Raw genomic sequence first — 26,814 nt, 5'->3', positions numbered from 1 at the left:
TGGTTAAAGTAAATTTATTAATTAGGATTATGTCAGGTTCACAAATCATTGTCAATATTTTTTTTGAAAATTTCTAAGCTTTTAATTCTGTTGACTGCTTCCCTCAGTCTTTCTTCAGATGTAAGAAGACCTACCCGCACATAGCCTTCACCATACTCTCCAAAACCGATTCCCGGTGCCACGGCAATATGGGCTTTTTCCAATAGAAAATCAGCGAACTCAACTGAGGTAAACTGTTCCGGAACCTTAAGCCAGGCGAAAAAAGACCCTTTCGGTGCAGTAACCCTCCAGCCAATATTTGTTAACCCTTCAATGAGCACGTTTCTTCTGGATTCATACAAATTATTCAGCCCTGATACACATTGCTGGGGCCCTAGCAATGCTTCTGCCGCTGCTTCCTGCACAGCACCAAACAAACTGACATACATATGATCCTGAAGTAAATTAATGGCGGCAATTACACTCTTGTTTCCTGCAGCGAAACCTACACGCCAGCCGGCCATATTATATGTTTTCGACAATGTATAAATCTCGATTCCAACCTCTTTGGCTCCCTTGGATTGCAAAAAGCTATATGGGCGTTTCCCGTCAAAACCAATAGCCCCATAGGCAAAATCGTGGACTACACATATTTCATTTTTTTGGGCCAGTTCGATTGTTTGATCAAAAAACTCTTTATCAGCAATTGCACCTGTTGGATTATTAGGATAGTTCAAAAACATTAATTTTGCTTCGGCAAGTTCCTCTGGACTTAATTCAGTGTAATTTGGAAGGAAATCATTTTCTTCACGCAGTGGCATTTTTACCATTTTGGCCCTGGCAAGTTCAACTCCAGACCAATAGTCGGGATATCCTGGATCAGGAACAAGGATTGTATCTCCTGGATTCAAAAGGCATTGAGGAATTTCAACCAAACCAGCCTTTCCGCCAAACAGGATGGCGATTTCCTCTTCAGGGTCAAGATCAACACCATATTCCCTTTTATAAAACGCAGCCGCAGCTTGCTTTAATGAACTTAATCCCCGAAAAGGAGAATATTTATGGTTCACCGGATTTTCCGCAGCAATCTTTAATTTCTCCACAATATGTTCTGGAGTCGGCTGGTCGGGATTTCCCTGTCCAAGATTGATGACATCCGCCCCTTTTTCAGTGTACGAGCCCACTTTTTGCACGAGTGAAGCAAAAAACTGCTTGGGCAGGCTTTTCAATAACTCCGATTGTTTAAATTCCATTCTCTCACCTGCTTATTAATTTATATAAGATTTAAAATTTTTAATTTGAAATTCTAGTCACAAATGATATAACGTAAATAGGAACTTGTAAAGAAATAATTTTCAGACATTATGGCGGTGAATAAATATGAAATTCAAGATAGCGTGCCTGCAAATGGACATTGCTTTTGGCAACCCCCAAGAAAACTATAGCACTGCGTCTCGTATGATAGAAAAGGCCAGCTTGCAAAATCCAGATATCGTGGTACTTCCTGAGCTCTGGACAACAGGATATGATTTGACCAATTTAAATGGCACAGCTGATGAAGGCGCCAAAGAGGCCAAAGTATTTTTCCGGGAGGCAGCTGTGGAGCACAAATCCCATTTCGTCGGCGGTTCTGTTGCCAACAAAACTGAGGCTGGTATTGAGAATACAATGCTTATTTATGATAAAAACGGTGAATTTGCCGGAGAATACAGCAAGCTGCACCTTTTCCAGCTGATGGATGAACATTTATACCTTTCTGCTGGGAAGGAAAAAGGTTTATTTTCATTGGAGGGCCATAAATTTGCCGGCTTGATTTGCTACGACATACGATTCCCTGAATGGGTGCGCGCTCATGTCCTGCAGGATGTCGAAGCTCTCTTTATTGTCGCAGAATGGCCTATCCAGAGGCTTGAACACTGGCGAGCATTGCTAATTGCCCGTGCCATTGAAAATCAATGCTATGTCATCGCATGCAACAGGGCAGGCTCAGATCCAAACAATACTTTTGCCGGCCATTCTATGATCATTGGTCCCTGGGGTGACGTGATAGCGGAAGGCGGGGAAGGAGAGGAAATCCTTTTCGCCGAAATCGATCTCGGCCAGGTTAAGGAGGCCAGAAGCAGGATTCCTATTTTTGCTGACCGACGTCCCGAACTATATTAATTAGCAAGGCTCTTTTCTCAAAATTTGCTGCTATTGACTACAAAATAGGATGGAATTACCTCAGTTTCTTTACAAAATTAACGCTTATTAAGAGAAAAGAGCTTGCAAACTTAGTACCAACCTACAAAATGGCTTTTATCATGTTAAAATCGGCTTTAGGATTTTAACCACAATCTTTACGAAAACAGCCATTAGCAAAAGACCGCCACAGACAATGCTCGTGGCGGTTTTTGAATTGTTCTTGGGAGCATCACTCTGGTTTTGCCCACATCTCAACCGGATTAAGTTCGTATATCCCATTTTCGCGATACATATAGTGATTGATGATAAATTCACGCCTGATTGTCGCATAGTCCTCATGAAACTTTTTAATATATTCGTTCAGCTCCTTCTCGGGATATTTTTTCCCCGCCTTTAAGCCGCTGACCATGTATTCGAATACCATAAGCTTCTTCTTCCGCTGGGCAGGAATGTTTTTCAACTTACCGTCTTTTGTCATGAAGTTCTCAATGATCTTCTGTTTATCGATGTTGTGGCTGTCCAATGCTTCCCCCTCCTCTTCCTTTTTCGTGATTAACCGTCCAAGCGACTTAGCCTGTTGCTTTATAACCGACTCGTTCAAATGAAAATAAATCGTGTTCTTATCCCGGCGTTCAAAAATAACGTTAATATCACGCAGTTTTTTTATGTGATGAGTGATCGTGGGAGGGGTAAGTCCCAGTTTGCCTGCTATTGCCTGGCCATGAAGCGGGCCCTTTGCCAGCAGTGCCACAATCCTTATCCTGGTAGGGTCACCCATCGTTTTATGAAAAGCGACAATTCTGTCCAGTTGCACTAAAAACACCTCTTCTAATTTCACTGATATCTAATTAGATTTATATCTAATATATAATATTTTCCAATCTTTGAAAAGCTTTAAAATTATTTTTTAGAACTTTAACTGTAGGGGCAAACAGCAACTTAACGTTCAGGTCATCTATGAATAAGGATAGTTATAAATAAGACCTGAAAAGCAGCCATAAGGATAGAGCCTTACTGGCTTAAGGAACTCAATATGAAAAAAAACGCCTGATTGAAAACTTTCAATCAGACGTTTCTTCAGTGGTTGGCAAATAAATATGGAAGTTGGTTCCTAACCCCACTTCACTTTCAACTTCAATAGTTCCCCCGTGTTCTTCAACAATCTTGAAACTAACCATCAATCCAAGGCCGGTTCCTCGTTCTTTCGTTGTGTAAAATGGTTCCCCAAGCTTCTTGATTTTGTCAGGCGGAATCCCTTCCCCTTCGTCTTTGATCGAGATATGTATTCTGTTACCTGGCGCCATGCTGACTGTAACGTACACGAAACCGCCTTTTGGCATGACTTCTATTGCATTTTTTATGATATTTATAAAGACCTTTTTTAATTGATTCGGTTCACAAAGCAGCTGTGGTAAATCATTCTGATAAACAGTCCTGAATTGGACATCATGGAGGACTGCCTGTGCGGTCAGAAGATCAACGGTCTCCTTCATTATTTTAGGGATATCTTCCTCTACATACTTGATTGCCTGTGGTTTTGCCAGTATCAAGAACTCATTGATAATGGAATCAATTCTCTGAAGCTCTGATTTGATCACCTGGAAATACAGGGAGTAAGCATCACCCGTGCTATTCTCGAGCAGCTGGATGAAACCCTTAAGAGCAGTCATTGGATTCCGAATCTCATGAGCTATTCCTGCTGCAAGCTCACCAAGTATATTCAATGTATCAGACTTTCGAAGCTGGGCTTCCATTTCAACTTTTTCTGTGATATTCCTGAAGATAATTAAATTTAAGCTGTCTGCGAGATGGCGTTTGACCGTATATTCAAAATGCTTCATCCTGCCTTCTTCATAAGGAATGGTAATCCTTCCATCCAGCCTCCCTTTCCGGAGCAGCTCCTCAATCTTTTCATCAAGCAATCTCTCGGATATTCCAAGATTAACGAATAGCTTCCGGAAATTTTCCTCTCCAAGATCCTCTTGCTTCAATTCTAACTTTGCCATGCCGGAAGGGTTGATTTCATAATGTTTGCAATTTTCGTCCCAGAGGATCATTCCCTCGATAGATCCTTCAAAGATTTTCCTGAACCGCTCTTCACTTTTGCGGACTTCCTGTTCCATGCGGAATTTTTCACTTACATCACGCAAAATTGTCATATGGTATCCTTCACCAGCATTTAACTTCACAGTAAATTCCAGCAGCCTTTTTTCTCCACTCGGGAGCAGGAAGAACGCTTCTTCACGAAGGGCTCCTTTTTCATGGAGAATTTTTTTCATTTTGCTATATTTATCATCTTTTTGGTAAATAAAATCAGAGATATTATGCCTTAATAACTCCTCCCGGGAGAGTCCAAAAATCTTGCAGGTTGCTTCATTCGCTGAGATGATTCGCCCGCACTTCCCCCAAAAAACGATTCCGTCCAGAGTGTCGTGAAATAAGCTATTTAATAAGCCCTCATCTTCGAGAAGTCTTTCTTCAATAATTTCAAATTTGTCCACTGGTGATGTGTGAAAAGAACAGTCGGTGGCTGCCTGCTGATCTTTAATTTTCTTTTTTAAAGAGGAATTTTCTTGTTCTAAAGCGGCTATTTTGTTCTTTAGCGCCTGAATCTCATCATGTTCGTTAGCACTCCCCACCAGAAAGCCTCCTTGCCGTATTCCCATTTTTCTAGTTATTTCTACATTGATGTTTAAAATTCCTTTTAATTCGTGATTATTTCCTGTTTAAAAAAGAAACTAATAATAGAAAAAAGCCAGGAATATCCCCCGGCTTCTTAGTTCATATAGCAGTTTTCTCATTCATTCTCGCCTTCGACAACCTGCAGATGTTTTCAGGGTCAGACCACTGAATCAGAATTACTGGAAGGGTTGTGAAAGCTTAAAAAAATGAAAAGAACTTTTCTTATAAATATTCGTTTTCGTGCTTCGCTTTTAAACGCTGCCATCTTTTATCTACTTCTTCTTCAAATTCAACAAGCATGTCTTTGTTTTCTTCTTTTAACAAATGTTTGGTCTTGCCCATATATTTCAGCCAATCAGACAAGGGAATCTTCTTGTTCTTCGCTTCAGGGTCATAAGTTATGTTCGTAATTCCCTGTTCCACTTCATAAAGCGGGAAAAAGTTTGAATTGACCGCTGCCTCGACAATTGTCTGGCCAAAACGGTCTTCTGATTTCCAGTTAAGCGGGCATGTTATCAAAAGCTTGCCGTACACAGTACCTACATTTTGTGCATACCATTGTGCCTTCGCTGCTTTTTTAACAAGGTCCTGTGGGAATGCTTCCGTTCCGGTGAATACATAAGGAATATTGGCAGAAGCCATGATCTGCGCTGTATCCTTATGGTGGAAAGCTTTTCCCTTTTGCGCTTTGCCTACATTTGAAGTGCTGGTCATATGGCCAAATGGAGTAGAGTATGAGAGCTGGGAACCTGTATTCATATATCCCTCATTATCATATTCAAGCATGATCAGCTTGTGTCCGCGAAGTGCTGTACCGATAGCCGATCCCATTCCAATGTCCATTCCGCCATCGCCTGTCACCATCACGAAAGTTGCCTCTGCTGAAATTTCGATTTCACCCCGGCGTTTCAATTCAAGGAATGCTTCGAGTGTTCCTGATAATGTCGCCGCCCCATTCTGGAAAAGATTATGGATCGTCGTCTGCTTATGCGAAGTATGTGGATAAGCTGTAGTCACAACGTAAGCACAGCCCGTTTGGAACAGAATGACGAGGTCACCTTCAATTCCTTTAAAGAACAGTTCAAGTCCTCCGAAGATACCGCAGCCAGGACATGCGCCATGACCTGATGCAATGCGTTTCGGCTTTGAGGTAAGAGCCCTCAATGGCGGAATTTTGACATTCAGTTTATTCTTTCCTTCATCTCTTGTTACCTGGATAAGTCCTGACTTGTAGACATCGCCATGCTGTGGCTCAATGACCTGCTTCAATGCTTTTTCAGGCTCACCAGCAACCTGTCCGTAATAGTCGAACGGTTTTTCTGCAACTCCCTTTTCCATGGCATCAATTGCCATTGTGAAAAATGCTTCCGCATCATCCGCATAGAAATCCTTGCCGCCAAGTCCAAATACCCTGCTCTGGACGATTGTTGCATTGTTCTTGTCTTCCTGGAGAGCAGATTTAACTTCGTGTGTCAGGTTTGGCCCGTGTCCGCCATAGGAATCAGCACGCTCACCTACAAGAAGCGATTTTACATTCTTCAGTGCATTCCTGATTTCATGTGCCGGGAATGGACGGATGATATTTGGACTGATGACGCCAGCTTTGATTCCCTTTTCACGAAGCCTGTCGACAACATCTTTGGCAGACTCTGCAGCTGAGTTCAACAGGAAAAGTGCTACATCCGCATCTTCCATTTGATAAAGGTCAAGAATATCATAATTGCGGCCTGATAGTTTTGCATATTCTGCAGCAATTTCCTTATATACATCCTTCGCTCTGTAAATCGCTTCTGATTGCTGGAAGTGGTTGTTCATCAAGTCGTCGCCATTCATGTGGGCTCCAATTGTCAGCGGCTTCTTCGGATCCCTGGCAAAATTATATTCAGTCGGTGCCTCGCCCACAAATCTCTGGACTACCGCCCGATCTTTAAAATAGTTCACCTTGCGCTTTTGGTGGGATGTAAAGAAACCGTCGTATGCAACCATGACTGGAAGGCGTACATCTGAGTGTTCGGCAATTTTCAACGCCATGATGTTCATATCGTAAACTGCCTGGGGTGTCCTGGCAGTGAGAATTACCCATCCTGTATTTAAGGCGAAATACAAGTCTGAATGGTCGCCGCGGATATCAAGCGGACCGCTGATTGAACGGGTTACCAGGTTAAGGACCATTGGATAACGTGTTCCAGACTGCACCGGAAGCTGCTCCAGCATATACATCAACCCGTTTGCACTGGTCGCATTAAAGACGCGCGCTCCAGTTGCTGCTGCACCGTAACAGATCCCTGCCGAACCGTGTTCTCCATCTGCAGGGATCAATTTAATATCATGCTCTCCTCTGGATTTCATCATATCCAGATATTGCGCCACTTCCGTAGAAGGGGTAATCGGAAAATAGCCCATAATATGATAATTGATCTGAGCTGCAGCCATAGCCGCCATTTCATTTCCGGATTCAAAGGTAGTCAGCTGTTCTGCTGTACTCATCGATTTTACATTTTCTTCAAGAACGGACATTAAGAAACCCCTCCAGTCACATAAGGATAGTTATGTTTAACTTGATTCTCCTCAGCGTAGCCAATCATTTCCCTGAGCTCACTTAACGCAGTAGTTGGACATGCCTCTACACACTTCAGGCAGCCTTTGCAATATTGATAATCGATTCCCTTTAAGAACATTTGCTTTCTGCCGCGTTTGTCTTCTCCTTCTTCCCAAACAAAGCAATAATCAGGACATGCGGTATCACATGCAGCGCAATTTATGCATTCCTGCTGGTTAAACTGAGGCAGGAACCCTTGTCTGGAACCGCTCAGATCCTTGAGGAGACTATTTGCCTGGGCTGTGATCACTCCGCCTATCTCCTGTGTTTCATATCCAAGAAGCGGAGTTGGGCGCTTGTATTTCTTGCCTTGAGCCCCTTCCTCTGGTTCGTATGTTTTAAATTGAACTTGATTGTAGCCTCTCTCGAACGTTCTGATATTTGGCTCAACTAAATGAGGATATTTCTTTTCAAAAGTTTTTCGGATCACATTTTTCATCGCTTCAGGATCAAGGAAATCAATGATGCGGTACAACGCTCCAAGCATCGCTGTATTCACCTTCGTTTTTTCCTCAACGGCGATTGAAAGGGCATCAACAATCGCCAGTGTTCCATGCTCAAGATGAAGGTCATTTTTGATGTCGTCAAAGTCTCTAGTCGAATTCACCAGCAGGATTCCATCTGGACGCAATCCGCTGACTACATCAACCATTTTATAGAGCGCCTCATGGAATACACCAACCACATGCGGCTCCTCAATTGGACTGTGGACCCTGATTTCAGTTTCAGGTTCACAGAAACGGACAAAGCTCTTAACCGGTGATCCTTTTTTCTCTGATCCATACGAAGAAAAGTTGGATCCATTTAAACCCAGACTCAGGACACCTGCCTCGGCAAGCATCTTTCCGGCTAAGTTAGCACCGAGTCCCCCAATCGATTCAAGTCTGATCTCATAAAAGCCTATGTCGTTCTTTTTCGGTAAGATAGACATATTCTCCCTCCCCATTTTTGTAAGGTTGCTTAATTTGAACATTCCCCACTAATAATTTTATAGAGTCTCACAATATTAAGCTGTGACTTATATCAACATTTAAACTTTTTTAATGAAACACACCCAAAAATATACGAATATGGCCGTATTTTATAATGGCTTTCTTTTATATAACAGATAGAAATATGTAATAATACAGAATCCATGCCTGATTAGCACAGAGTTCCTGTACATGGAACATTTTCCTCAGCTTGGTTCAGGTTCCTTAATTTTGAGCAAATAGCCTGGTTTGTTTTCATCTCAATCAGGGTAAAAAAATGTTAGTATGTTCTGGGGGTCTCTAATTAAGGGAGGAATTATGAAACAACGAGATTACTACTTTGACAATGCCAAGTTCATCTTGATTTTTTTCGTGGTATTTGGCCATCTTCTGCGCTCGTTCATTGAAGATAATGAAATGATATACAATATTTATAAAGTCATATATACATTCCATATGCCAGCGTTCATCCTAGTCTCAGGTTTTTTTGCAAGAGGTTTCAATAAAAAAGGTTATGTGATGAAAATAGCCAAAAAGTTGATTTTGCCCTATTTTATTTTCCAGCTTATTTATTCAATTTTTTACTATTTTCTGTACAACAAATCGACCTTTACAATTGATCCGCTGAATCCACACTGGTCATTGTGGTTTTTAATCAGCCTTTTCTGCTGGAATCTGATGTTGATTGGTTTCGCAAGACTGAGCGCACCAACAGGCCTTTTGATTGCTTTCGGTTTGGGACTTGCCGTCGGGTATGTTGACTGGATATCCAACTATTTAAGTCTTTCAAGGACCTTTGTTTTCTTTCCGCTGTTCCTGCTTGGATTCCATTTAACCAAAGATCATATTAAGATTCTGACAAGGCCAGCATTTAAATTTGGAGCTCTTGCAGCCTTTACAGTCGTCTTTTTAGGATTTTATTTTAATCCTGAGATAGACTACAAGTGGCTCCTTGGGTCCAAGCCATATTCAATGCTCGAAGCTGCGTCTATTACCAGCATGTTCACTCGTTTAGGCTTTTATCTTTTAAGCGTTATGATGGTATTCAGCTTCCTGACAATTGTTCCAAAAAAGCAATATTTCTTTACGGATCTGGGCAAAAATACCCTTTATGTGTATCTGCTTCATGGATTCTTTGTCCGTACCTTCCGCGAAAGCGAGGTACAGAACTTCTTCCACAGTCCAGAGCGTTTTATCCTGCTGGCGTGCATTGCCCTGCTGCTGACCTTCCTGCTCTCAAGCAAGTATGCAGCCGCGTTTGCTCAGCCGCTAATTGAATTCAAGACTTCCAGAATCAATCGTCTGAAAATCAGGGTTGCTGCAATCGTGCGATTCTATCGCAGGAAGCTATTGAGCGAGTAGGCAAATATATCTTGACTGACTTAGAGCCATTCAACAGGAATGGCTCTTTCTTTTTTCTCGGCTGGTTTCGGCCTGTCTTTTTTGTATAAACTGAGGTATAATTATAAGTTGATTTACTGTGGATTTATACAAAGGAGATTTTTTAATGAATATTGTCTTAACTACGCTTAATGCGAAATATATACACACGAACCTTGCCATCAGATACCTGAAGGCATATGCCCAGCCGGAATTTGACGCGAGGATCGTTGAATTTACCATTAAAGACCCTGTAATCAACATTGTTTCAGATTTAATACAAAAGAAACCCGAAATCATTGGTTTCAGCTGCTATATTTGGAATATTGAAGAGACTATCAAAGTCATCAAAATGATTAAAAAAATCAACCCCGAAATCCTGATTGTTGTGGGAGGCCCGGAGGTTACCTATGATGTACAGGACTGGATGGAGCAAGTCCCGGAATTTGATGTGATCGTCATCGGTGAAGGTGAACAGACTTTCAAGCAGCTTCTTGCTGGATTTGCAGCGGGACAAGATTATTCAGACGTGCCTGGTATCGCCTATCGAAAAGGAGGCAGCATACATGTCAATCATCAGCGCAATAAGCTCGACTTAAAAGAGCTCCCCTCTCCATATCGATTCGAAGAGGATATTGCCCATCTTCCCAAGAGGGTCTCATATATCGAAACTAGCCGCGGCTGTCCGTTCAGCTGCCAATTCTGCTTGTCCTCCATCGAAGTCGGTGTCCGTTACTTTGATAGGGAAAAGGTCAAGGAAGATATTCGTTATTTAATGGCAAACGGCGCAAAGACCATTAAATTCGTCGACAGAACCTTCAATATCAGCCGAAGCTACGCAATGGAAATGTTCCGATTCCTGATTGATGAACACTTGCCGGGGACTGTGTTCCAATTCGAAATCACTGCTGATATCATGAGGCCAGAGGTCATAGCATTCTTGAATGAGGAGGCTCCTGCCGGATTATTCCGCTTTGAAATCGGAGTCCAATCAACGAATGATTATACAAATGAGCTGGTCATGAGAAAACAAAATTTCGAAAAGCTCCAAAGGACAGTTACAATGGTCAAGGAAGGCGGCAAGATTGACCAGCATCTGGATTTGATTGCTGGTTTGCCTGAAGAAGATTATCATTCCTTTAAAAAGACCTTCAATGATGTGTTTAAGATGCGGCCAGAAGAGTTGCAGCTTGGTTTTTTGAAGATGCTTAGAGGGACTGGGTTGAGACTGAGGGCTGCTCAGCATGACTATGTATATATGGACCATTCTCCCTATGAAATCCTCGGGAATAATGTCTTGAACTTCAATGACATCATAAAAATAAAACAGGTAGAGGATGTACTTGAGAAGTATTGGAATGACCACAGGATGGACCATACAATCGAATTCCTCGTCTCCAAGGTATTTCCGTCACCATTCGATTTCTTCCAGGAATTCGGCACCTATTGGGAAACGAAAGGTTGGTCGAGGATCGGGCACCAGCTAGAGGACTTATTCAAAAGACTTTACGAGTTCCTGAAGGAAAAAGAAATGGAGAATCTCGAAGCCATTGAAAGCTTAATGAAATATGACTACCTCGCCAGCATGAAATACAAACCACGTAAGCCTTGGTGGGAGCTGAAATCGGACAAACAGCAGCGTTCTGAATTGTATCGAGGAATTCTTAAGGATCCTGCTGTACTTGGGCGGCATTTTTTAGAGTTGAACATCGGTGAAAAGGATTTGTACAAGCATACTTTGATTGAGGACATCACAATTGATCTGAAGAAACTGAGAGAAGATGGAATAATTGAGAGTTCCTCTGCTCATATGCTTGTCTATTTTGACTCTAAATCGGAAACACCACAATTTTTCACATTTAACATGGAAAACATGAAGCCGGCTTGATTCAGCCGGCTTTTTACTATTTGCAATCTTTATCAGTTCTGTCTTTAACCTTTTTTCCGGAAAAGGGCAGTTCATAAAGTTTACTTGCGTTTATATCGCCAAATTCCATGCCGAACTCCACGTTTAACGGCTTCCGGTGCCGGCCTTGATGCTTATTCATCATGATCTACCTTTCCTGCCCTGCTTTGAATTCCTGTTAGCAAATTTTCCGGGATCCTCACCATGGGCAAATTCTGCAGAAAATTCACTTTCCTGAAGGTTTTTCTTAGGAGTGTTTGTATATTTAGCCAAAGCATTTCTTTCTGCCTTCCGTTTAGCCATTCTAACCACCTCCATTCATTATTTTTTTCAATCAATGATTTGCTATGTATTAAATTGATTACCTTATTTTACAAAGAGAACTGTCTTATAAAAAGCTGCATTCAACAAAAAATAAACTCAAAAAGGAGGAGCTCAAATGGATGTTAATGATCGGAGTCTGAAACCATTGGATATTGAGGAGACACTGCCCCATCAAATAAGCGCCCCAAGCTTCAAGGATACAGGCATAGAAATGAAGGCGCCATATAAAAATGAGCACGGTGTGATAATCGGGGACAGCCTATATGCATCCAAAAATTCACCGTTGGAAAATTGGAGTGACGACACGGACCCGGCTATCATGGCTGGTGATGAATGGGTCCACCCTACAAATGATATTGGCTGGAATACATCAGAAAACAAGGAACTGCTCGAGGAAAAGAGGAAGCCTCAGGCCTATCCATTCATGCATCCAACCAAGGATGTAAGCAAAGGGCAGGATTAAAAAAATCCGGGAAAATTCCCGGATTTCTTGTTCCTTTATCCAATGATTACTCGTTCTTTAGGATAATGAATGCTTTCCTTCTCCGTCTTCCCACCGATTATCAACAGGAAGGAAATGACTCCGACTCTTCCGATGAACATCAGGATAATCAGAACGATTTTTCCAATATCGGAGAGGTCTGGAGTGATTCCCATTGATAATCCTGTTGTCCCAAAAGCAGAAGCGACTTCAAAAATAATCGCGAGTAAAGCATGATCTTCTGTTACCATCATGATAATGACAGCCAGAAAACAGATCAGCACGGCCATAATGGATACAACAAGGGATTTAATAATATCTTCCTGATGCAACTCCCTGTTGAAAATTTTGATTGCTCTTCTGCCACGTGCAAAATGGTAAAGGAATAATAGGTTCAACGCGAAAGTTGTTGTTCGAATCCCACCGCCCACTGAACTTGGAGAAGCACCGATAAACATAAGAGCTGCCATCAGGAAAAGCGTAGGGTCCGTAAAATCATTGACATCCATTGTCGCTAAACCGCCGCTCCTGGTTGTCGTAGATTGGAAAAATGCATAGAAGAATGAATCGAGCAGTGATTTATCCGATAAAAAATGATTAAATTCCAATGCCCATATCGCAGCTGTGCCAAAAATCAGGAGCATTAGAAAAGTCAAAGTAGTGATCTTAAGGAATAGGGAAAAATGGAATGGAACAGATTTTTTTCTTCTAAATAGGTAACTTTTGAACTCAACTAATACAGGGAAACCAATTGCTCCAAGAGTAATCAATATTATATTGATGGTCTGAACAAAATAATCCTGTGCGTAGGGAATCAGGGAGGCTCCAGTGATATCGAATCCTCCATTCGTCGTGGCACTTACGGACGCAAACAAACCATGGAGAAAAGCCTCCTGCCAGGTCGGAAAGTATTTGAGAAAGTATAAGCTTAGGAGCAAAGCACCTATCAGCTCAATAATCACAATGATAATAAGAATATCTTTAAGCATTTTTACCAGTCCGGACATAGTCGTCTGATTCTGATCCAGCATGATCAATCTCCGTTCCTTCAAACCGATTTTCTTCCTGATGATCAGCCAGAAAAATGTACCAAGGGCCATGACGCCGATACCACCGAACTGAAGGACAAACATGAGTATAAAAATTCCTGGCACAGTAAAAGTATCGCGAATTGTAACGACAGAAAGACCAGTAACACTGACAGCACTCGCAGCAGTAAATAAAGCATCCATGAAAGTCCATTTTGCGCCGGGCTGTATGGCAACCGGCAAACTCAATAAGCTCATTGATACAATTACCGCTATTAAATAATAAGCTACGATAATTTGTGCCGGAGATAATTTGTCTAACCTTCTTCTTAGATTAATCTTCATACTCTTATCCTTTCAACCCTCAATTCATTACTAACTATAATAAAGAAACTTCAACGAATAATAAAGTGTTTTCCTGCAGCCTCCTAAGTCAATGCACAGGTGTCGGTTAAATTTATCCAAAATCCCGGGTGATTTCATACGTTAACTACTATAAAGAAACAATTTAACCGAACCAAGATATAAAAGTTACCAGTCATGAACTTGCTTGCAATGTTCAAACTATCTAGTACAGGGATATAATTTTCTCTGTAAACCCTCAAAAGGAGACGATCACATGGCACGTAATTCAAATAAATTGCTTGTTCCTGGCGTGGAGCAATTCATGGACCAGGTTAAATATGAGATTGCACAGGAATTTGGCGTAAACCTGGGTTCTGACACAGTTTCCAGAGCAAATGGTTCAGTTGGAGGAGAAATTACTAAACGTTTAGTTCAGCAGGCACAGGCACAGCTTTCTGGCCAGAGACACGAATAAAAAATTGAATATTGACATGGAAAAAAAGTCCGGAATGAATTCCGGACTTTTGAAATTTACTATTTATTGTTGTTGTTGCCTTTTCCATTCCCTGCTTGTCCTTTTTGGTTACCTTTGGGATGCTGATTTGCGTTTGGATTTTTTTCATTTTTATACTTTGGGCCGTGCTGGTTAGGCTTAGCAGCATTTTTATTGCCTTTATAAGCATGTTTATCGCTTGTATGACCATTGTTATTCATGCCCGAGTTTTTATCCTCTTTGTTTTTTTCAGGTGAGGGTTTCCCTTGCTGGCCTGAATTCCCTTTTTGTTCCCCGGGATTTTCCTTCTTAGTTTGGCCAGGTGCTTCCTTCTTTTGCGGCTCTTGTTTCACAGGCTTTTGTGTTGGCTCTTGCTTTTCGGGCTCTGGTTTGTCTTTCTTTTCATTTTCAACTGGTTTCACTGAAGGAGCTGGAACCACTTTTTGCTTTTCTTTGTATAGACCGGTCGTGAGGCCTTGCTTAATCGCTTTCTCCCTGTCTTCACGCGTTGCTTCCATTACCTTGAGATTCAAATTTTCTTCACTTGTTGTTTTTTTAATTTCAGCTATTTTATTTTCTAATTTCCTGTCGACTGATTCCTTTGAGTCACTATTTGGGATTGTCGCGATAACAACGTCATTCTTATTTTTAAAATACCCTTTGGCTTCAATCTTATCAATCACCATTTCAGCCACAAGGGCAGCATCTTTCTTTTCCCAGCCCTCTATTTCAGCGATGATTTGCTTTCCCTCAGGGTTGTAGCCTTTCATTTGAAGAACCCTCAAATCATCATTGATCGACATTTCTATGCTAGGGTTAACATCTATGGACATATATGCGTAGACCTGTCCGTTCTCGTATACCGGAAGAAATGAGGTCATAACAAGCATAAGGACAGCCGCAAGCACAATCGCCCTAGCCTTGAAGCTATTTAAAATTGAAACGCCGAATCTTTTTCTCTTCACGGCTTCTGTTTCTGGAAAAAAGTGAATTTCTTCTCCTACCTGATAATCTTGTTGATGCTTTCGGGCACGTAAAAACTCGCCTTCGGGGGTCAACAACGTTAGGTAAAGATCATTTATTTCAAGGATAACTCCTTTTTTCATGTCTCCAACACCCCTTTAATATAATCCTTTAGATACACATAATCCCCAATTAAAATAAGTGCGATAGCTATTATATATTTTCTGTTTCGCTCTATTGTTTTTCTGCTGACTTTGACCCTATCCTCCAGCTGCTTGATTGGCAAACGCTTTTTATCAAGCAACAGATTCTTTAATTCTTCGTTTTCCACCATGGATTTGGCAACAAGCATCGCATTTTTACGGGCATCCGCGTGTTTTGGCGATTGCTCGAGCAAGTCCTGGAAAGACAGGTCAAAATCCTTTAGTATAGTTTGGAATTGAATGATTTCGTCTCTTCTAAGTTCCTGTTCTGTTTTTTTACGGAACTCATCCAGTGACAGCTCATCTTCAATGGTTGAACGCTGCTGCTCTTCCTCATTTGGATCACTTGATATATTGAAGCTCAGGTTTTGATTCCGGCTTTGCTGGCGGATATAATCAATCACCCTGCGCTTAATCATTACTTCAGCAAAACTTAATAAAGAATTTCCTTTTTCAGACGAATATTTCTGGATTGCCTCATTAAAAGCGATGAGGCCAATGCTAAATTCATCGTCAGACTCATGTATGTATCTCTTGCAGACCGACGAAACAGTCTTGGCAATAAATGGCTTATAAGATTCAATTAATTCTTCTCTTAATGCAGCATCCCCCTGGTGGATTTTCTCTACCGTTTCTTCCAGTGGCCTGCGCTTTTTCTTTGCCATGAACAATAAACTTAGCAATAGCCTCACCTCTTTCCTCCCCACATTATATCATGCCTGTCAATTTATCTATTGTGGTTTGGCAGTGAAAAGATAGCCTCCCCTGGCTATCTTTTCGAGTCTATTGTTCAAATTCAATTAGTTTTTGTCATTGCCTTTTCCGTTGCCATGTCCTTTTTCTGCTTTGTTGCTTGTTTTCTTTTCCTCTTTTTTATCTTGTTTAGCCTGTTGCTTTACTTCTTTGATTTGCTGCCTGGCCTCTTTGCGCTCCTGTTTCACAGCAGCCCTTTCAGCCTTACGTTCTTGCTTGGCTTTTTCTTTCTCCGCTTTTACAACTGATACTGCTGATACTGCTGTTTTATCGTCATCTGCTGGCATGGTTTCCTCGGTCTCTGCAGAATCATTATCTTCAACTTCAGGAGTTTCATCTGCAGGCTGAAGGTCTGACTCAACAACTGGTTCCAATTCAACTTGCTCAGTTGTTTCGTTCTTTTCTTCCTCATCCGGCTTTTCAGCATACTTTCCTTCTAATTTTGCCAATTTCTTTGCCATTTTGGCGTAAGTCTTGTCAATATTCTTTTGGAGTTGCGCCTTTGCATTCTCATTACCAACGTGACCCATAGCCGCCTTCAATGCTATGATATTCTGTCGAAGCATGCCTTCGATTTCTTCGAATGGATCTTCACTGATTACCTCTTCGTTTTCGATTACTTCTGCAGAATCATCTCCAGACGCTGATTGGTCCAGGGACTCTTCTGATTTTGTTGCAGCCTCCTTAGAATCTGTTTCTTCTACAGCTTCTTCAGAGGGTGTTCCGTCTTCAGCTAAGGTTTCCTCTTCCCCCTCATTTGAGGTTTCCTGATCGACGATGTCCTGTGAGGATTCCATGTATTCTACAGCAGCCTCAATTACTTTTAAGGCTTCTTCTTCTTCTCCTTCAGCGAACAATGCCCCAGCTTCTGCAAGTCGTTCTGCTGCATATGTAGCAAGCAATTCTGCTTCTTCCGCCTGTTCGAATGTAAAAGCAAGCCTGATTTTCTCCAAGGCAATTTTCGCAAAGTAAAAGAAATCTCCGGGAATTAACGATGGATTAATTTCTTCAAGCTCTTCAACCTGTGACTTTGCTTCTTCAACCTCTTCCGGGCTGACATTTTGCATTTCTACCGTTTCTAAATCGGAATAGTTTTCTTCTGCCATTGCGATTGGGGAAAAGGTAAATGTACCTGCAAGCACTAGAGCTAGAGTACTCTTTGCGATTTTTTTCATCTCTGGGTTAGATAGTTTCTTCATTCTCATTCCACCTCAAGTGTTTTTAGGAGCGGCCGCTTTAATCACTACATGGTTACGTTCGCACTTTGGAGGTTTATGGGGGTTTCCTAAAAAAAATAAAAAATTCCAGTCCTTAACCGACCAGAATTTCAATATCCCTATCATAGTATAGTAAATTCAGCTATTTTTCATCTCTTCATCAATAAGACACAGATATTTAATCTTTATAGAACCTTATTATTATCTTCCTTATCAATAAACCGATAAGCACACCGGGAATCACGAAACTCATCGGCAAAAAAACAGGGCCTGGAAATATGCCAAAAATCTTGACCTTTGGTGAGATCATCAATCCGACCGTAACAAAATATGCTGAAAAAACAAAAGGAAGGAACGTAATTTTTTCATCTTCGGGCATCACGCTCCTATATGCATCCCACATGGCGAACATATATAAACAAGGGTAAAACATCAGCCATTGGTAATCCAGGACATACATGGCTTTTTCTGTCTCCCCAAGAAAGCTGTACATGATTCCTTTATTAAAATGACTATTCACGTTAACAAGGAACTCCAGTATGACAAAAAATATGCCCTTTACAAGATTGCCAGTCAGCAACTGTGCAAATCCGGGAAGAGCAATGCTCCACATTACCGCTTCTAGTTTGGTTAATTTCTTTTTTATCGCCACGTCAAGATTCATCCTTTAATCATATTATTGGGGCTCTTGCTGTGTGTTTGCCATATTTCTTGCAGACCGGACAAAGGTCAATGAAGTCGATCTTTAGCTCATCCGTTTCGTAATGCTACTTGTTTAGAATGTCCAAATTGTGCCTCTAATTATCATTTTTCCAGTTAATTGTTAAAATTAATCTCAAGTGCATTATAAAAACCAAATTTAAGTAACAAAAAAATGCCGTCCCTGCCTGCTGGGACGGCTTCAATGTTATTTATTGCTTTTTAAAAGTGTGATATAACTTTTGACAAAGGTCACCCAATCCCTTTTCTCAGAAAAATAACTCTTGAAAAGACTTAAGAACAATGGATACTTGCCCTTATAAGGGTACCATTGAATTTCTGATTTCATGAAACCCCTGTCTTCCATGATTGATTTTTCATGGCAAAAGACCCGCAACCCAGCTTCGGAATGGTAACGCCCAATCCCGCTTTCTTTTGTTCCTCCGAACGGAAGGCCATGGTTGGCTACAGTGATGATGACGTCATTTATTACGACAGCGCCTGACACAAGCCGGCAAGCGACACGGCGTGCCTTCTCCCTATCCCTGCTCCACACACTGGCATTTAATCCAAACACAGTGCCGTTTGCATAGGCAATTGCTTCTTCTTCGGTATCAAACGGAACAACAGGCAGCAATGGGCCAAATGTCTCCTCCTGGATGATTTTCATATCCTGATCAACTTCGGTTACGACTGTCAGCGGCAAGAACATGCCTTCCTTCCAATCCTCTGGTTTGAGTCCAGTTTCTAATTTTGCACCTCGTTTAAGAGCCTCATCCAGCTGTTCCTTCACTACGTTTATCTGGGCAGGAAATGTCATAGAACCAACATCAGCATTTATTCCATCACCTTGTTGAAGTGAGTTCACTTCAGTTTTCAATTTCTCAAGGAATTCATGATAAACCGCCCGTTCTACATACAGGCGTTCTGCACTCATACAAACCTGTCCGCTGTTGGTGAATGCACCCCAGGCAGCCGCCTTTGCTGCCCTCTCAAGATTGGCATCTCCGAAGACTATCATCGGGTCCTTGCCGCCGAGTTCCAGAGTAGTTGGAATCAAATCCTTAGCTGCCTGCTGTTGAATGATTTTTCCTGTCCGGACAGAACCTGTGAAAAAGATATAATCCGGTTTTCCAGCGGTAAAAGCTGCTCCTACCTCTTTGCCCCCATGTGCTACCTGGATTGTGCCTTGTGGGAATCCTGAGCGCATGAACAAGTCTTCAATACATTTTCCGACTAGCGGTGTCACCTCAGACGGCTTTAAAATAACCGAGTTCCCTCCTGCAAGGGCGCTGATCATCGGAACCATCGCCAGCTGCAGAGGATAATTCCATGGAGAGATTACAAGTACAACACCACGAGGCATATATTCAATAAATGATTTCTTGCCGAACAGCAGCAATGGTGTTTTAACTCTTCGCCTCCCCAAAACCTGTCCGGCATGCCTGATGATATGGTCAATCGCATCGAGTGTCGGCATGATATCGGCCACAATCGCTTCAGTCAATACTTTGCCTGTATCATCTGAGATGACCCTGGCAATCTCATCCATCTCATCAACCATCAACTGTTTCAGCTTCCTTAAAAAAGCGAGTCGCTGGGTAATAGGCAGAGAACTCCATTTGTCGAAGGCCTTCCTCCCCTGATCATAAAAGAGGGGAACCTCATGGACAGGCGTCTCTTGAATTTCCGCAATGACCTTCCCTGTTGCCGGAGCTATTACTGCCAGCTTCCCAGCGTATTCAACTGAATGCACGTTCATTCACCTGCCTGAATATCAAGTCTTCAAACGATGTTAATTTGATAATGGGGCTTATGTTTATTCTCCCGATAAAAAGCGGCCATCACGGCAATCCCTTCCTTAAAATCAGGACATACGATTCCTGATCCCTTAAGGTCGTCCTGCGCCTGGGAAGAGTCGAAAGTGCCTCGCCATGTAAAATAATCGAGCGCCTCTTTTTCAACACCCAGGTATCTCCTCAAGCCCCTGAAGTTTAGCCCCGCTTTTGCCAGGGACAAAGGCACAGAACCTTTAGGCTGCTTTTTCAATAATTCTAACATCATCATTTCATATAGTTCTGATACTTTATAGGGATTCGGATCAGTAAGATGATACGTCTTACCTGCACCGATGTCTGCGAATGTCAAATAGGTGGTAGCTTCAATAATATAATCTACCGGCACTAGATTGACTACAGTATCGCCCTTGCCAAGAGTGGGTAAGAAAGGCATGAAGCCGAGCCGGTCGATAAAATTCATAATGAAATACGGCCCATCGAATTTTATCGTTTCCCCTGTCTTTGAATGACCCTTGACGATGCCTGGCCTGATGATGGTTACTGGAATCTCTGACTTAACTGATTCCACCAGGACCTCTGCTTCGTATTTAGTCTCCTCATAGAAGTTCTTAAAACCGGGTGGCTTTATCAATTCATCCTCATATAGGATTCCTTCACGTTTGCCAGCGACAAATGCCGTGCTGAAATATGTGTAGCGTTGAATATTTTTTAATGTTGTCGCCCAATCATTTACATTCCTGGTACCTTCCACATTCACCCTGTAAGCTATTTCCCTGGGTACTGCCAGGTCGTATATAGCCGCCAGATGGAAAATGTGAGTAATCTTTGCCCCAAGCCGAGCATTTACTTGCTGGTCAATCCCTAAACCTGATACTGTAATGTCCCCAGTAATAATTTCGAATTGATTTTCCTCTAGGTTAATATCCTTAATAATTTTAGCTCTCTCAGATTCCGCCTTTTCAATCATATTTGGCAATACCAGTACATAAACCGTCCCCTGGCCAGTATTTCTCCGAAACACCTCTCGGATTAATTGATTGCTTATGAATCCCGGAAAGCCTGTAAAAAAGTAGCCGTGCTCCATGACCGTCCTCCTCAATGTTAATTAGGTACATTTTACCGATAAGCGCTTACATCCGCAATGACTTTGCTGACTATTCTGAAAAATACTACAAATAACGGGGTGTAACCTTATGAGAAAACCCTTCTTATTTCGTGAATTTCCCAGTCATTATAAAAAAATGCCTGGCTAATCGCAGCCAGGCATAGCACTTTATCTTCGTCTTCTAAAATCCTGATTTGTATCTTCTTCTTTTATAAGGTGAAGAAGTTCTTCGAGCATACCGGCCATTTCTTCTTTCGAGTATTTCCCTTTCTGGAAGTCTGGCGTCCGTTGGTCTGCTTCAGTTGCATATTTAGAGTCTGTATGTTCTGTGAGCAGATAGGCTGGAACAAGATGGCCGTCCGGCGTAGCGTACATTTTATTCCTTCTTCTGTAGTCCCTGTCAAAAAAGCTGTAAACCACTGGAATGACAAACAGTGTCAGGAAGGTACTGCTGATCAGGCCGCCGATGACAGTAATACCCATTGGCTGATTAATTTCGGTGCCTTCTCCTATACCGAGTGCAAGCGGGACCAATCCAAGAATAGTCGTCAATGCAGTCATCAGGATTGGGCGTGCCCGGTCTTTTACCGATAGAACGATCGCTTCATGCGGATTCAAACCCCGCTCTTTCTTTTGATTGATGTAGTCGACCAGCACGATTCCGTTGTTTACTACAATCCCTGCGAGGACAATCACTCCAATGATAACTGTCAAACTGACTGGCGTTTGTGTGGCCGTCAATGCAATTGATATACCAATTACAATCAGCGGAACCGTAAACATGATGACAAATGGATATTTCAAGGATTCGAACTGGGCAGCCATCACAAGATAAATCAGGATGATTGCCAGAACAAAAGCAAGAATCAAATCATCAATTGAAGATTCCAGAAGCTCTCTTTCCCCGCTGAAGACTACTTCAGTTTCATCAGGCAAATCAAGTTCTTCTATTTTTTTATCCACTTCCTTAGAAATATCGCCAAGGTTTGTGGAAGATTTGTATTTCATCGTGAATTCAACTGCGCTTTGCTGATTAATCCTCTGCAGTTTAACAGGGCCTTCACCTATTTCAATATTGGTAATTTGCCCTAAAGTGACATAACTTCCATCAGGTTTCTTGATGAGTAACTGTTTTAACTTATCAATGTTCTGGGTTACATCCCTGTCATATTCTACATAGACACCAAGAATCTCTTCATTCTCTCCAGACATTTGTGTTGCCATGTCCCCTCTGGTTACATTGTTGACAACCATTGCAACTTGAGCTGGAGCCAATCCCTGAGCAAGCGCCTTATCTCTGTCCACGGTAATCTGTACTTCTTCCACCGTGTCATTTTGGCTTGTAGTCAGTTCGTTAACATCCTCAAGCTCTTTCAGGGAATCGTAAATTTTTTCAACCGATCCGTTCAGCCTTTTTTCACTGGAATCACGGACATTGAATGTAAGTGTGTTTGGTGCAGATCCCGAAGTAGATTGCATGTTGAAGCTTAGTTCAGCAGTGCTGTTTGCTTTGGCTGCAGCTTGCTCAAGGTCTTTTTTCACATCATCAACAAACTGGAAGGTACTGACTTCCCTTTCCCCAAGCTCATCCATTTTCACATACAACTCACCGACATTCGCATTCGTTGTCCCTCTGAAGGATGCTTCCTGGGTCGTGCCGACCAAACTTACGTAAACATCAACATCTTCTTCGCCTTTGAGCTCATCTTCCAATGCTTTTAGAACTTTTTCCGTTTCTGTCAGTGCTGCTCCATTTTCAAGGTTAACCCTTACGCTGAAGAAGCCTTCATCTGTTGGCGGAATAAATTGCGTGCCGACAGTTGTAACCCCATAACCGCCAGCAGCAAGCATCAGTAAAGTGACCAGAATGACGACAAAACGATGACGCAGTGACCATCTGACTGACTTCTCCAATCCTCTCATCGACCTGGATCGTTGCCTTCTTGCCTCGATGTTTTTCTTAGGTGCTTTCAAAAGTCTGCTTGCCAGCATTGGAACAACTGTCAATGCCACTATTAAAGAGGCAAAAAGGCTGAATGAAATCGTCAAGGCAAACTCTGTGAAGAGCTCTCCAATGATTCCTGAAATAAAAACAACCGGCAAAAACACAGCTACTGTCGTCAAAGTTGATGCGGTAATGGCCGCCCCGACTTCCTTGGAGCCATCCCTGGCAGCTGTTTTCGAGTCTTTGCCCATCGACAGGTGACGGTAAATATTTTCGATGACCACAATGGCATTATCAACGAGCATCCCGATACCGAGTGCCAGTCCGCCAAGTGTCATGATATTTAAGGTGAAATCAGCAAAGAACATCAATACAAAGGTAAAAATAACGGAATAAGGAATCGCTATTCCAATGATGAGCGGGCTTTTCACATTCCTCAGAAAGAAGAACAGCACCACCATCGCCAATAAACCTCCCACAATAAGCGAGTTTGAGATATTGCCGATAGCTAATTTTATATAATCGCCCTGGTCAAAGAGAATATCCGACTCGATTCCAGAATATTTATCCCTTTCAAGCAAGGTATCAAGTTCATCCAGGAATGCTTTTGAAACCTCTGCTGTATTTGCATCGGACTGCTGAAGGACACTCAGTAATACTGAGGGAGTCTGGTTCGTCCTTGTTATTGTCCGGTCATCCTGCTTTTGCAGTTCAACCTTTCCTACATCTGCCAGCGTTACCTTTTGCTTGGATACCGGATTGGTGAACACTGTCAGATTCTTCAATGTATCAAGTGAATCCAAAGTACTTATGATCCTCGTAGTCAATTCTTTGCCATCAGTCAATATCGTATCGCCTGGCATTGAAACATCATTTGCTCTGATGAGGTCAACAATATCAGATTGGCTCAGTTTATAATCTCTTAACTTTTGTTGATCCAGTTCAATCCTCACTTCACGTATAGATGTACCAGAGAGGTTTACGCTGGCAACACCTTCTACCTTCGTGAGCTCCAGCTCCAGTTCTTCCGCGAGTTCCCTTAAAGCTGTTTCATCCTTATCCGAGCTTAACGAAAGCTGGATAATCGGGAATTGTGATGGATCAAACTTTATGAATCTTGGCTTGTTAGCATCATCCGGCATTGGAGTCATATCCAGCCTCTGGATGACTTCATCCTGGATATCGTCAAGATTGGTTGTCCAGGAAAACTGCATCAGGATCAGGTTTGCACCTTCCTGTGAAGTCGATGTCATCGTCTTGATCCCCGGCAGAGTTGCCAGATTCGCTTCTAGCGGCTTCGTCACCTTCTCCATGACTTCCTCTGGACTTGCTCCCTGATAATTGGTCACTACCACTCCGACGGGTGGATTTATATCGGGAATCAGCTTCAAAGGAATCCTCATCAATGAAACCACACCGAGTATCAAGACCAAAAACATGGTCACTAATGTAAAAACAGGCCTTCTGATCGAAAAATTGCTGATTTTCATACGCTAACTCCTTTCGGCGGTAAAACACAATGACTGACTGGACGATTATTAAGATTACCATCCTTTAATATAGATAAGCATCCAGGGCAATTCAAATATCTAGATGCAACTTTCAAGATTTTAAACGCAGAAGCATACCCTTCATTTTAAATGAATCGAAGGATTAATGAAACTTTTAGGCGCCCACTGCCACCAGTTTTATTTATCGTGCCCAAACATAATAGTTTTTGAAAAAACGACGCATTTACTGACTTAAAGCTTACCCAAAATCTTAAGTCCGCACGGGGTTCGGGCACATATCCTCGTATTATGTTCCCCATCTCTCCGGTTCGCACAGGGTTCGGGCACATATCCGTGTATTATGTTCCCCATCTCTTCACTTCTCACAGGGTTCGGGCACATATTCCGATATTATGTTCCCCATCTCTGAAGTTCTCACTGGGGTTCGGGCACATATCCGCGTATTATGTTCCCCATCTCTTCAATTCTCACCGGGTTCGGGCACATATCCGCGTATTATGTTCCCCATCTCTCCGGTTCGAACTGGGTTCGGGCACATATTCCGATATTATGTTCCCCATCTCTCCGGTTCGCACTGGGTTCGGGCACATTTTCCGATATTATGTTCCCCATCTCTCCGGTTCGAACTGGGTTCGGGCACATATCCGCGTATTATGTTCCCCATCTCTCTGGTTCTCACGGGGTTCGGGCACATTTTCCGATATTATGTTCCCCGTCTCTTCAATTCTCACTGAGTTCGGGCACATATTCAGCATAAAAAAAACGCGGAAGCCTAAGCTACCGCGTTTTTGCTGATTTTTGACAGTGATATTCCGGTAAACCCTGCAGCCAGTGTCAATATAGGTGACAGCAGACAAAAGAATGCAAACGGAACATATTCCATTGTGCTTACTCCCAGGACGCTGGTGAGGAAGACACCGCACACACTCCAGGGAACAAGGGGATTCGTTACCGTCCCAGCATCCTCGAGGACACGGGACAGGTTCTTCGGGTGCAGACCAGCCTTTTCAAAATGACCTGCAAATGTATTCCCAGTCAAAAGAATTGACAAATACTGTTCTCCGATCAGTAAGTTAATTCCTAGAGCAGAAATTGTGGCCGAACCAATAAGGATTGGCCCTTTTTCTAGACTTCCTGCAAGACCTTTCAGTAAAGCTGGAAGGACACCAAGCTTGAATAGCAGCCCCCCCATGCTCAACGCAAGGACAACAAGAGTTATCGAGAAAAACATGCTCTCAATTCCGCCTCGTGACAACAGGGAATCCAGCTGAGCACTTCCACTTTCAGATACATAGCCAGAATACAATATCCCTGTAAGCTTACCCCATTCTTGCATTGGGGTAATGATCATGCTGACCGCCATGGCAGTGATCGTCCCTGCTGCAAGGGTTAATATTGATGACACTTTTTTTACGGCCAGAACCGCTATTGCTGCAAGTGGAATCAAAGAGTACCAGTGCACCAGATTCATCTTCATTAGGGTACTTTGCAAGTTTGCCAGTTGGGTAAAGTCAGCAGAATTAAGTTCCGGCGATAAAATCCCAAACAAGAAAAGAGAAATGAAGAATGCAGGTATCGTTGTCCAGGACATATTTTTAATGTGTTCAAATAGATCTACCTTGACTGTAGATGAAGCTAGCACCGTCGTATCTGAGAGGGGCGACATCTTATCCCCAAGGAAGGCGCCCGAAATTACTGCCCCAGCAGTAATAGCTAGGGAAAAGCCTAGTGTTTCACTGACAGTGATGAAAGCAACCCCAATCACGGCTGAAGTAGTCAAGGAACTTCCTATGCTTAATCCCACCACAGAAGTGATGATAAAAACAACTGCGTAAAACCATTTGCCAGTTACCAAATCAAATGATAAAAATATCAAGGTCGGTATAGTCCCTGCGGCAATCCAGCTGCTGACCAGCATTCCAATAAAGAAAAAAATCATTACAGCCCCAAGACCGGCCCTAGCTCCGTCAACCATACTTCTTTCCAGGTCGCCCATCTTGATTTTTTTCAGTAAACCATAAATAATTAACGCCATGATTCCCATGATGACAGGAATGTGCGGCATCAGTTCAAGCTTTATCATGCCAAAGCTAATACCGGTCAAAAGCAGAAAAATTACCGCAGCTGCTTCAGAAGTTTTTAATGAAACGATTTCGTTTTGATGTATCATGCTGATTCCCCCAATTAGTCATAAATCGCAAAAAGCTCCTCAATCTGTAGGGACGAAGAATCTCCGCGGTACCACCC

Annotated in this window: 20 protein-coding genes; 5 read left to right on the top strand and 15 right to left on the bottom strand. The window is 42.3% G+C overall.

Going from position 1 to position 26,814, the window contains the following annotated elements; translation table 11 throughout:
* Nucleotides 1-38: 38 nt before the first annotated feature.
* Nucleotides 39-1,232, bottom strand: coding sequence for a pyridoxal phosphate-dependent aminotransferase (locus B5X77_RS11950; protein WP_079508213.1), 1,194 nt, complete (start codon nucleotides 1,230-1,232; stop codon nucleotides 39-41).
* Between the two features lie 127 nt (nucleotides 1,233-1,359).
* On the opposite strand from B5X77_RS11950, the gene B5X77_RS11945 reads away from it, so the two are divergent.
* A complete protein-coding gene (locus B5X77_RS11945) occupies nucleotides 1,360-2,142 on the top strand; it encodes a carbon-nitrogen family hydrolase (RefSeq protein WP_079508212.1) in 783 nt (260 codons plus the stop codon).
* Between the two features lie 250 nt (nucleotides 2,143-2,392).
* Here B5X77_RS11945 and B5X77_RS11940 read toward each other — a convergent pair whose 3' ends face one another.
* From B5X77_RS11940 to B5X77_RS11925, 4 genes are all read right to left on the bottom strand, one after another.
* Nucleotides 2,393-2,977, bottom strand: a complete 585-nt coding sequence (locus B5X77_RS11940) for a DUF2087 domain-containing protein (protein WP_079508211.1) — start codon at nucleotides 2,975-2,977, stop codon at nucleotides 2,393-2,395.
* A 247-nt stretch (nucleotides 2,978-3,224) separates the two neighbouring features.
* Entirely contained in the window at nucleotides 3,225-4,802 is a 1,578-nt protein-coding gene (locus B5X77_RS11935) for a PAS domain-containing sensor histidine kinase (RefSeq protein ID WP_257391798.1), read from the bottom strand.
* A gap of 265 nt (nucleotides 4,803-5,067) precedes the next feature.
* Nucleotides 5,068-7,362 (bottom strand): thiamine pyrophosphate-dependent enzyme, encoded by a 2,295-nt coding sequence (locus B5X77_RS11930; protein ID WP_079508209.1) that lies wholly within the window; start codon nucleotides 7,360-7,362, stop codon nucleotides 5,068-5,070.
* Nucleotides 7,362-8,375, bottom strand: a complete 1,014-nt coding sequence (locus B5X77_RS11925; protein ID WP_079508208.1) for a 2-oxoacid:acceptor oxidoreductase family protein — start codon at nucleotides 8,373-8,375, stop codon at nucleotides 7,362-7,364. Before B5X77_RS11925 ends, B5X77_RS11930 begins: the two co-directional genes overlap by 1 nt.
* A 358-nt stretch (nucleotides 8,376-8,733) precedes the next feature.
* Here B5X77_RS11925 and B5X77_RS11920 point away from each other — a divergent pair, with 358 nt between their 5' ends.
* Nucleotides 8,734-9,777 carry an acyltransferase family protein gene (locus B5X77_RS11920; RefSeq protein ID WP_079508207.1) on the top strand — a complete coding sequence of 348 codons (1,044 nt, stop codon included), beginning with the start codon at nucleotides 8,734-8,736 and terminating at the stop codon, nucleotides 9,775-9,777.
* 145 nt (nucleotides 9,778-9,922) lie between these two features.
* A complete protein-coding gene (locus B5X77_RS11915; RefSeq protein WP_079508206.1) occupies nucleotides 9,923-11,683 on the top strand; it encodes a B12-binding domain-containing radical SAM protein in 1,761 nt (586 codons plus the stop codon).
* A gap of 159 nt (nucleotides 11,684-11,842) precedes the next feature.
* Here B5X77_RS11915 and B5X77_RS23295 read toward each other — a convergent pair whose 3' ends face one another.
* Nucleotides 11,843-12,004: a hypothetical protein gene (locus B5X77_RS23295; protein ID WP_023615140.1), complete on the bottom strand. Its 162-nt coding sequence runs from the start codon at nucleotides 12,002-12,004 to the stop codon at nucleotides 11,843-11,845.
* A gap of 136 nt (nucleotides 12,005-12,140) precedes the next feature.
* On the opposite strand from B5X77_RS23295, the gene B5X77_RS11910 reads away from it, so the two are divergent.
* Complete coding sequence (locus B5X77_RS11910) at nucleotides 12,141-12,488, top strand: DUF3905 domain-containing protein (protein ID WP_079508205.1); 348 nt, start codon at nucleotides 12,141-12,143, stop codon at nucleotides 12,486-12,488.
* A gap of 35 nt (nucleotides 12,489-12,523) precedes the next feature.
* Here the strand turns inward: B5X77_RS11910 and B5X77_RS11905 are convergent, their stop codons facing one another.
* Nucleotides 12,524-13,879: a TrkH family potassium uptake protein gene (locus tag B5X77_RS11905; RefSeq protein WP_079508204.1), complete on the bottom strand. Its 1,356-nt coding sequence runs from the start codon at nucleotides 13,877-13,879 to the stop codon at nucleotides 12,524-12,526.
* Between the two features lie 274 nt (nucleotides 13,880-14,153).
* Here B5X77_RS11905 and B5X77_RS11900 point away from each other — a divergent pair, with 274 nt between their 5' ends.
* Nucleotides 14,154-14,354, top strand: a complete 201-nt coding sequence (locus tag B5X77_RS11900; RefSeq protein WP_079508203.1) for an alpha/beta-type small acid-soluble spore protein — start codon at nucleotides 14,154-14,156, stop codon at nucleotides 14,352-14,354.
* A 59-nt stretch (nucleotides 14,355-14,413) separates the two neighbouring features.
* Here B5X77_RS11900 and B5X77_RS11895 read toward each other — a convergent pair whose 3' ends face one another.
* The 8 genes from B5X77_RS11895 to B5X77_RS11860 all read right to left on the bottom strand — a co-directional run bounded on the left by B5X77_RS11895 (nucleotide 14,414) and on the right by B5X77_RS11860 (nucleotide 26,737).
* On the bottom strand, nucleotides 14,414-15,478 hold the full coding sequence (locus tag B5X77_RS11895; protein ID WP_079508202.1) for an anti-sigma factor domain-containing protein: 1,065 nt from the start codon (nucleotides 15,476-15,478) through the stop codon (nucleotides 14,414-14,416).
* The gene (sigI, locus tag B5X77_RS11890) at nucleotides 15,475-16,221 is read right to left on the bottom strand and encodes an RNA polymerase sigma factor SigI (protein ID WP_079510216.1); all 747 of its coding nucleotides are present in this window, start codon (nucleotides 16,219-16,221) and stop codon (nucleotides 15,475-15,477) included. Before sigI ends, B5X77_RS11895 begins: the two co-directional genes overlap by 4 nt.
* 117 nt (nucleotides 16,222-16,338) lie before the next feature.
* Nucleotides 16,339-17,490 carry a DUF5667 domain-containing protein gene (locus B5X77_RS11885; RefSeq protein ID WP_079508201.1) on the bottom strand — a complete coding sequence of 384 codons (1,152 nt, stop codon included), beginning with the start codon at nucleotides 17,488-17,490 and terminating at the stop codon, nucleotides 16,339-16,341.
* A gap of 196 nt (nucleotides 17,491-17,686) precedes the next feature.
* Nucleotides 17,687-18,172 (bottom strand): hypothetical protein, encoded by a 486-nt coding sequence (locus B5X77_RS11880; protein ID WP_079508200.1) that lies wholly within the window; start codon nucleotides 18,170-18,172, stop codon nucleotides 17,687-17,689.
* A gap of 243 nt (nucleotides 18,173-18,415) precedes the next feature.
* Nucleotides 18,416-19,963, bottom strand: a complete 1,548-nt coding sequence (locus tag B5X77_RS11875) for an aldehyde dehydrogenase family protein (protein ID WP_139378348.1) — start codon at nucleotides 19,961-19,963, stop codon at nucleotides 18,416-18,418.
* Nucleotides 19,964-19,992: 29 nt separating this feature from the next.
* Nucleotides 19,993-21,090 carry an SDR family oxidoreductase gene (locus B5X77_RS11870; RefSeq protein ID WP_079508198.1) on the bottom strand — a complete coding sequence of 366 codons (1,098 nt, stop codon included), beginning with the start codon at nucleotides 21,088-21,090 and terminating at the stop codon, nucleotides 19,993-19,995.
* A gap of 189 nt (nucleotides 21,091-21,279) precedes the next feature.
* The gene (locus B5X77_RS11865; RefSeq protein WP_079508197.1) at nucleotides 21,280-24,546 is read right to left on the bottom strand and encodes an efflux RND transporter permease subunit; all 3,267 of its coding nucleotides are present in this window, start codon (nucleotides 24,544-24,546) and stop codon (nucleotides 21,280-21,282) included.
* A gap of 793 nt (nucleotides 24,547-25,339) precedes the next feature.
* A complete protein-coding gene (locus tag B5X77_RS11860) occupies nucleotides 25,340-26,737 on the bottom strand; it encodes a Na+/H+ antiporter NhaC family protein (RefSeq protein ID WP_079508196.1) in 1,398 nt (465 codons plus the stop codon).
* Nucleotides 26,738-26,814 lie beyond the last annotated feature (77 nt).

Source organism: Mesobacillus jeotgali, assembly GCF_900166585.1.
In the GTDB taxonomy this organism is placed as follows: Bacteria; Bacillota; Bacilli; order Bacillales; family Cytobacillaceae; genus Mesobacillus; species Mesobacillus jeotgali_A.
The sequence above is the reverse complement of the archived record's forward strand: the minus strand, read 5'-3'. Positions and strand labels throughout refer to the sequence as shown.

Bases quoted from the DNA above. Each gene is read 5' to 3' on its own strand.
- B5X77_RS11950 (WP_079508213.1), bottom strand. From the start codon at position 1,232: ATGGAATTTAAACAATCGGAGTTATTGAAAAGCCTGCCCAAGCAGTTT.
- B5X77_RS11945 (WP_079508212.1), top strand. From the start codon at position 1,360: ATGAAATTCAAGATAGCGTGCCTGCAAATGGACATTGCTTTTGGCAAC.
- B5X77_RS11930 (WP_079508209.1), bottom strand. From the start codon at position 7,362: ATGTCCGTTCTTGAAGAAAATGTAAAATCGATGAGTACAGCAGAACAG.
- B5X77_RS11925 (WP_079508208.1), bottom strand. From the start codon at position 8,375: ATGTCTATCTTACCGAAAAAGAACGACATAGGCTTTTATGAGATCAGA.
- B5X77_RS11920 (WP_079508207.1), top strand. From the start codon at position 8,734: ATGAAACAACGAGATTACTACTTTGACAATGCCAAGTTCATCTTGATT.
- B5X77_RS11915 (WP_079508206.1), top strand. From the start codon at position 9,923: ATGAATATTGTCTTAACTACGCTTAATGCGAAATATATACACACGAAC.
- B5X77_RS23295 (WP_023615140.1), bottom strand. From the start codon at position 12,004: ATGGCTAAACGGAAGGCAGAAAGAAATGCTTTGGCTAAATATACAAAC.
- B5X77_RS11910 (WP_079508205.1), top strand. From the start codon at position 12,141: ATGGATGTTAATGATCGGAGTCTGAAACCATTGGATATTGAGGAGACA.
- B5X77_RS11905 (WP_079508204.1), bottom strand. From the start codon at position 13,879: ATGAAGATTAATCTAAGAAGAAGGTTAGACAAATTATCTCCGGCACAA.
- B5X77_RS11900 (WP_079508203.1), top strand. From the start codon at position 14,154: ATGGCACGTAATTCAAATAAATTGCTTGTTCCTGGCGTGGAGCAATTC.
- B5X77_RS11895 (WP_079508202.1), bottom strand. From the start codon at position 15,478: ATGAAAAAAGGAGTTATCCTTGAAATAAATGATCTTTACCTAACGTTG.
- B5X77_RS11885 (WP_079508201.1), bottom strand. From the start codon at position 17,490: ATGAAGAAACTATCTAACCCAGAGATGAAAAAAATCGCAAAGAGTACT.
- B5X77_RS11880 (WP_079508200.1), bottom strand. From the start codon at position 18,172: ATGAATCTTGACGTGGCGATAAAAAAGAAATTAACCAAACTAGAAGCG.
- B5X77_RS11870 (WP_079508198.1), bottom strand. From the start codon at position 21,090: ATGGAGCACGGCTACTTTTTTACAGGCTTTCCGGGATTCATAAGCAAT.
- B5X77_RS11865 (WP_079508197.1), bottom strand. From the start codon at position 24,546: ATGAAAATCAGCAATTTTTCGATCAGAAGGCCTGTTTTTACATTAGTG.
- B5X77_RS11860 (WP_079508196.1), bottom strand. From the start codon at position 26,737: ATGATACATCAAAACGAAATCGTTTCATTAAAAACTTCTGAAGCAGCT.